The sequence below is a fragment of the Streptomyces sp. NPDC054840 genome, assembly GCF_053611065.1.
Map to the genome: position 1 here is coordinate 1 of NZ_JBSGZP010000536.1, position 5,250 is coordinate 5,250.

A 5,250-nucleotide genomic window follows, 5' to 3' on the forward strand; every position below is an offset into this window, starting at 1 on the left:
GCCCCCATACTGGGCGTATTCGGGCGTTCCGACAACGCGGCGAGGTGCCGTAGCCGGCGTCGTGCGCCCGCCGGGGATTACGGGACAGCCCTTAGGCCGCCACCCATCGCACGAAGACCCCGTGCTCCGGAAGGAACGCCGTCGACCAGGGCTCGTCGCAGTCCGGTGGGGCCGACGGCCGCGCAAGCCCTGCCGTGGTCGGACTCCGGGCCTTCGCCGTCCACCCCCTCCCAGTGGGTCAGTACCTCGGCCGGCACCACCACCAGCGGCCCGCAGCCGGACTCCACCCAGTCGGCCGGCCCTGGGTCGCATATATCGCCAAGCCGCGAGGTGAGAGGCCCGACTTCCCGCTCAGGGGACCAGGACGACCTTGCCGAGGTTGCGGCGCTGCTCGATGAGCGCGTGGGCGCGGGCGGCCTCGGCGAGGGGGATCTCCTCGTGCACGGCCGTGCGCAGGATGCCCGCGGCGCGCAGCTGCCACAATTCGCGCACCCGGCGCTCGTACAGTTCGGGCTTGCCCATGGCGATGGCCCGCATCTGGAAGCCGATCACCGAGGCGCCGCGGACCAGGAGTTCGTGCGCCTCCACCGTGCCACCGCCGGAGCTGAAGGCAACCAGGCGGCCGCCCGCCGCCAGGGCCCGTACGGCGGTGCCGAGCAGGTCGCCGCCGACGCCGTCGAGGATCACGTCGTACGGGCCGCTCCAGTCGGCGTCGCCGTACAGGACGACCTCGTCGGCGCCCAGGCCGCGGACGAACTCGGCCTTGTCCGCGCTGCTGACGGCCGCGACGACGCGTTCCGCCCCTCGGGCCTTCGCGTACTGCAGGGCGAGCGTGCCCACCGCGCTCGCCGCCGCCGTCACCAGGACCGAGTCGCCGGGTTCCGCGCGCGCGGCCTCGTACGCGCCGCGGGCGACCAGACCGCTGCGGACCATCGCGACCGCCTCCACGGCGCTCGCGTCGGCCGGGATACGGGAGGTCATCGTGGCGTCGAGCACGGCGTACTAGGCGTAGGCGTCGGCGTCGGCGAAGCACAGTCCGGTGACGCGTTCCCCGGCGCTGAAGCCGGTGACACCCGGGCCGGTGGCGACGACGGTGCCCGCCACCTCGCCGCCGAAGGACACGGGCTCACTGCCCTCTCGCACCTTGCGCACGGCCGGAAGGGTCACGCCGACCGCCTCGACCCGGATCAGCAGCTCTCCGGCGGCTGCCGCGGGTATGTCGGCCTCCTCGGCGAACAGCACCTCCGGCCCGCCGTTGACCTCATGGCGAACGCGCAGCACAGCACCTCCCCGACTCGGAGATCATTGGATGCCCCAACGGTAAGATCAAAGTCATGGGGATGTCCAACGACTTTCTGTAGGGTGGCGTCATGACCTCGGCCCTCCAGCACATCCAGTCCCTGCCCTCCTGGCGCGTCGGCCGCGTCGCGGCGCGCGGCCGTGAGCTGGTCGCGGCGGCGATCGCCGCGGAGGGACTGAAACTCATGCACCACGCGGTGCTGGCCGCCACCGCCGAGTACGGGCCCGTCGCCCAGGCCGACTTGGGTCGCCGGCTCGCCGTCGACCCCAAGGACATGGTCGGCATGCTCAACCACCTCCAGGAGGCGGGCCTCGTGCTGCGCTCCCCGAACCCCGACGACCGCCGCAAGAACGCCGTCACCGTCACCCCCGAGGGGACGGCCGTACTCGCCCGCTGCGCGGCCCTGGCCGAAGCCGCCAACGCCGAGTTCCTCGCCCCGCTCGACCCGGCCGAACAGGAGCACCTCGTGGCCCTGCTGACCCGGCTCCACGAGGCCCCGGCCCCGTAGGCCTGCCGAACACCCGAACCCTGCATGATGGGCGGATGGACGAGGTGACCATCAGCGCGGAAGACCGCCGCCAACTCGGCCTCTGGGCCGCCGATTGCGTCGAGCGCGCCCTCCCCCTGTTCGAGGCGAAGGCTCCCTCCGACCCCCGCCCTCGCGAGGCGATCGAAGGCATCCGGGCCTTCGTGCGCGACGGGAAGCGGACCGCGCACCTGCGCTCCCTCGCCTGGGCCGCCCACGCGGCGGCGCGCGAGGTCGACAACCCGGCGGCCACGGCCGCCGCCCGCGCCGCGTGCCACGCGGCCGCGACCCCGTACATCCACCCACTGGCCACCCCGCACCAGTCGAAGCACGTACTGGGGCCCGCCGTGTACGGGGCACTCGGTCATGAGCTGGCCGCGGGCGATGACACGGGCTCCGCCGACGACGAGATCCGATGGGCGATCGAGCACGCCCCGGCGGAGGTTCGCGCACTGCTGCGCCGGATGCCGGCCCGCACGCCTGGTCGCAGCCGGCTGGACACGCTCTACTACGAACTCGACGCCGCCCTCCGGCGCTGAGAGCGGCGCCCGGGTGGCTCGTTTCACCGGTTGCTGTGAAACGTAAGCCCGGCCCCGGCGGCCTGACTTACTCCAGAGACTTTCGGATCGTGTCGCGGGGGCTTCCCGAGACGAAAGTCGCGCGCACGATCCTCCTTCGTGCGGACGGAGACCGCTGGCCCGAGCGCCTAGCGTGATGGGCATGTTCAGTGACACGGGGGACCGTACGGACGGGCGGACATGGCGGCGGACCGCGCTGGGGGTCGTGGCGGGACTGCTCGCCGCGGCGGCCGTGTGCGTGATCTATTGGTGGCAGGGCTGGAACCTGGGCGTCGGCGCGGCCTGGCTGTCCGGCAAGGCCGCGGTGAAGGCGGGCTTCTTCGTCGCCGCCGGAGGCCTCGCCACTGTGACCGTGTGGTGGCAGGCGCGCCGTGCGCCGCGATCCGCGCCGCCCGAAGAAACAGACTGAGGCGCATGGGGCCCGTTGGGGCCCTTGCCCGGCCCGGTCGGTCGCACTAGTGCTGAGCTCGGTGCCTCGCGCGGCCCGTACGGCCGAGGTCATCGGTTCCGTGGTCGAGAAGGAGCTGCTGGCGGCGCTGTTCGCCCAGCCGGCCTCCCTGACCGACCCGCTGGAGAAGCATTCACCAGCGTCCTCGCCGGCCAGCCGGTGCCGGTGACAGCAGAGCCGGAGGCCCAGGCTCTCTTCCAGCAGGTACTGAGGCGGCTCGGGCTCCTCGCGAGCCGCCGACCGACTGGATCGCATGTCGGATGGTGGACGGAAATCTCGATCCCGCCGTCGGCGCCCGGCCGACCTGGTCTGACGTCGACGCGGAGCTCGGCTGTCCCGAAGACGTGACGTCCCTCGTCCGGTGCGCGGTCAACCTGGACCGATGGGACAGGACACGAGCGGCGGTGTCTCCGTGGACGCCCTGAAGGGGGCGCCGATCGAGGCGGCTGAAGAGCTCCTGAGCAAGCGCCGGCCGAGAGGAGCCGTGCCGGCCCTGTGCACGAGAAGGGGTTCTGGCTCAGCGTGTGCGGGGTGGCCACGTGCAGTGACCAGCGGATGGCTGGGCACTGCCGGTCCCGAGTCAGAACGGCGGGTCTTCGCTGTATCCACCTGTCCAGTCGCCTTCCCCGGAAGCGCGTCCGGCCCGGAGACGGGCGTGACGTTCGCGGGCTGCAACGTCGGCCGCGTTCTCCATATCGCTGATGTCGTGACCCGGTGCTTTCAGTGCGCCCAGGACGCAGGACGCGGTCTCGTGGTGGCGATCAGTTCTGGTGGCCAGCAGACGGCGGGCTGATCGACCGGCTCGCCTGATGCACGGCGAGAAGGGGATGTTCTGTGAGAGGTATGGCGGCGACGAGAGCTGCGTCTCGTACGTCCGCGCGCTCGTGGCCCAGAAGGGGATGGACAGCAGAGAAGATCACCGGCCGCAGGCCTCGAAACGCGGCGCATCTCCTCGTACTCGTGCAGGAACCGCTCTGTCACTGAGCCAGGTCAGCAGTCTCAGAAGGGTCGAGCGACGGGGTGGCACGGCGGTGTCGAGGTCGAAGTCACCCGCTGTGATGTCGGGTTGGTTGAGGATGACCGCGATGTAGAGGGACACGGGCACGGTGGCTTCGTAGATGGTGTTCTGGTGGGTCACTTCTCCGAGAGCGTTCCTTGCGGCGTCCGCCCGGACGGCCGGGTCGGGGTCGAGGAGGCGTGTCAATGCCGCCGGCAGGGACTCCCCCCATCCCAGAGACAGTGGTGCGGGATACCCGATCTGTATCGTCCAGGGAGCTGCCGATAATGCGGTAGCCCGTCGGCGGCAGCCTTTCCCGACTGCCTGCGGCTCTTGGTCACAGGCGGCGGCTATAACCATCGCGGCCAGGGCAGCGCAGGCGCTCGGGGCCGCTGGCCGTTCCTTCGGGTCAGGCCGGGTATCTGCTCGACGAACGTGCGGCCTCTGCACGCGGCGTACCGGCAGGTGAACCGGCGAACTCGCATGCGGACTACGGCGCTTCGTCCCGAACTCGGACCATCAGCGGGGGACCACAGGTAGGAGCCCTGAACCCGGGCGGACCAGGCTCCGCAACCCGGACACGACGCGGCTGCGGCGGTGCACCGCACACCAACAGGCACTACCGCGATGTTCACGTCTACCGCGAGCACCGCGATGTCCGCGATCGACGGGAACAGCGCTTCTCCAACCGGAGCAAGATCCCACTCACAGCCCCGAGCTGTCAGCCCAGTCACTCTCGCCAGCGCGTTTTGAGGGAACTCTCCGCAAGCTGAGCCGGAACCCCGCTGGGAGCTGACCCGTGCCGCCCGGTCGGCGGCGGCCGGGACCAGGTCGTCGCGCGAGCCGTCGATCTGGCCCGTACGTGCGACCCGTCGGGCTACGAAGCCCAGGAACCCGAGGCGTGCGGTCGGCGGGAGTTCCGGATCGAGGAGGCGGCTGACTCGTGGAGGTCGGCAGCTCGTTCGGGAGTGACACCGCCAAAAGCTGCATCAAGTCCATCGGCAGGCTGCGGCGCGCGCTGGGCTGGAACCCCGCAGATCAGATCCTGTGCGTGCGTCCGCCACCGGACAATCGACGCCGGCGGTGGCGCGCGTGCTCCCGAAGGGGTGAACGTCCTCCTCGACAGGTGGACCACGGAGACGGCCGTCCTCGGCGACTTCACTGAGCATTTTCAGCCTGCCCACCGATCGGGTGACCGCGCCACGGCATCTGAGCAGGTCAGGCACGCGTGGCGCCTTCAGCCCGAGTCCAAGTTGAAAATGCTCACTACCTCTGCGAGCGAGCCGCCACTTCACCCCACCTGTCCTCCTCCTCTTCGCCGAACCATTCCTCCGCACCGACGCTCACGGCATACGCATCCATGCGGGAAAGTTACCGCGCTCATCTGATATCAACCGGGCC

At 70.7% G+C, this 5,250-nt stretch carries 7 protein-coding genes and 1 pseudogene; 4 read left to right on the top strand and 4 right to left on the bottom strand.

Annotation, left to right across the window (positions count from 1 at the left end; translation table 11 throughout):
• Positions 1-77: 77 nt before the first annotated feature.
• Positions 78-287: an Imm21 family immunity protein gene (locus ACWGIU_RS28940; RefSeq protein WP_453710659.1), complete on the bottom strand. Its 210-nt coding sequence runs from the start codon at positions 285-287 to the stop codon at positions 78-80.
• 64 nt (positions 288-351) lie between these two features.
• Positions 352-1,281 (bottom strand): annotated as a pseudogene (locus ACWGIU_RS28945) (quinone oxidoreductase family protein).
• An 89-nt stretch (positions 1,282-1,370) separates the two neighbouring features.
• On the opposite strand from ACWGIU_RS28945, the gene ACWGIU_RS28950 reads away from it, so the two are divergent.
• From ACWGIU_RS28950 to ACWGIU_RS28965, 4 genes are all read left to right on the top strand, one after another.
• Positions 1,371-1,808, top strand: a complete 438-nt coding sequence (locus tag ACWGIU_RS28950; protein WP_453710661.1) for a MarR family winged helix-turn-helix transcriptional regulator — start codon at positions 1,371-1,373, stop codon at positions 1,806-1,808.
• Between the two features lie 35 nt (positions 1,809-1,843).
• Positions 1,844-2,365 carry a putative immunity protein gene (locus tag ACWGIU_RS28955; protein ID WP_453710663.1) on the top strand — a complete coding sequence of 174 codons (522 nt, stop codon included), beginning with the start codon at positions 1,844-1,846 and terminating at the stop codon, positions 2,363-2,365.
• A 181-nt stretch (positions 2,366-2,546) separates the two neighbouring features.
• Positions 2,547-2,813, top strand: a complete 267-nt coding sequence (locus ACWGIU_RS28960) for a hypothetical protein (RefSeq protein ID WP_453710665.1) — start codon at positions 2,547-2,549, stop codon at positions 2,811-2,813.
• Between the two features lie 61 nt (positions 2,814-2,874).
• Positions 2,875-3,021 (top strand): hypothetical protein, encoded by a 147-nt coding sequence (locus ACWGIU_RS28965; protein ID WP_453710671.1) that lies wholly within the window; start codon positions 2,875-2,877, stop codon positions 3,019-3,021.
• Positions 3,022-3,768: 747 nt separating this feature from the next.
• On the opposite strand, the gene ACWGIU_RS28970 is transcribed toward ACWGIU_RS28965, so the two are convergent.
• Positions 3,769-3,990: a hypothetical protein gene (locus tag ACWGIU_RS28970; protein ID WP_453710667.1), complete on the bottom strand. Its 222-nt coding sequence runs from the start codon at positions 3,988-3,990 to the stop codon at positions 3,769-3,771.
• Positions 3,991-4,199: 209 nt separating this feature from the next.
• Complete coding sequence (locus ACWGIU_RS28975) at positions 4,200-4,583, bottom strand: transposase family protein (RefSeq protein ID WP_453710669.1); 384 nt, start codon at positions 4,581-4,583, stop codon at positions 4,200-4,202.
• Between the last annotated feature and the right edge of the window lie 667 nt (positions 4,584-5,250).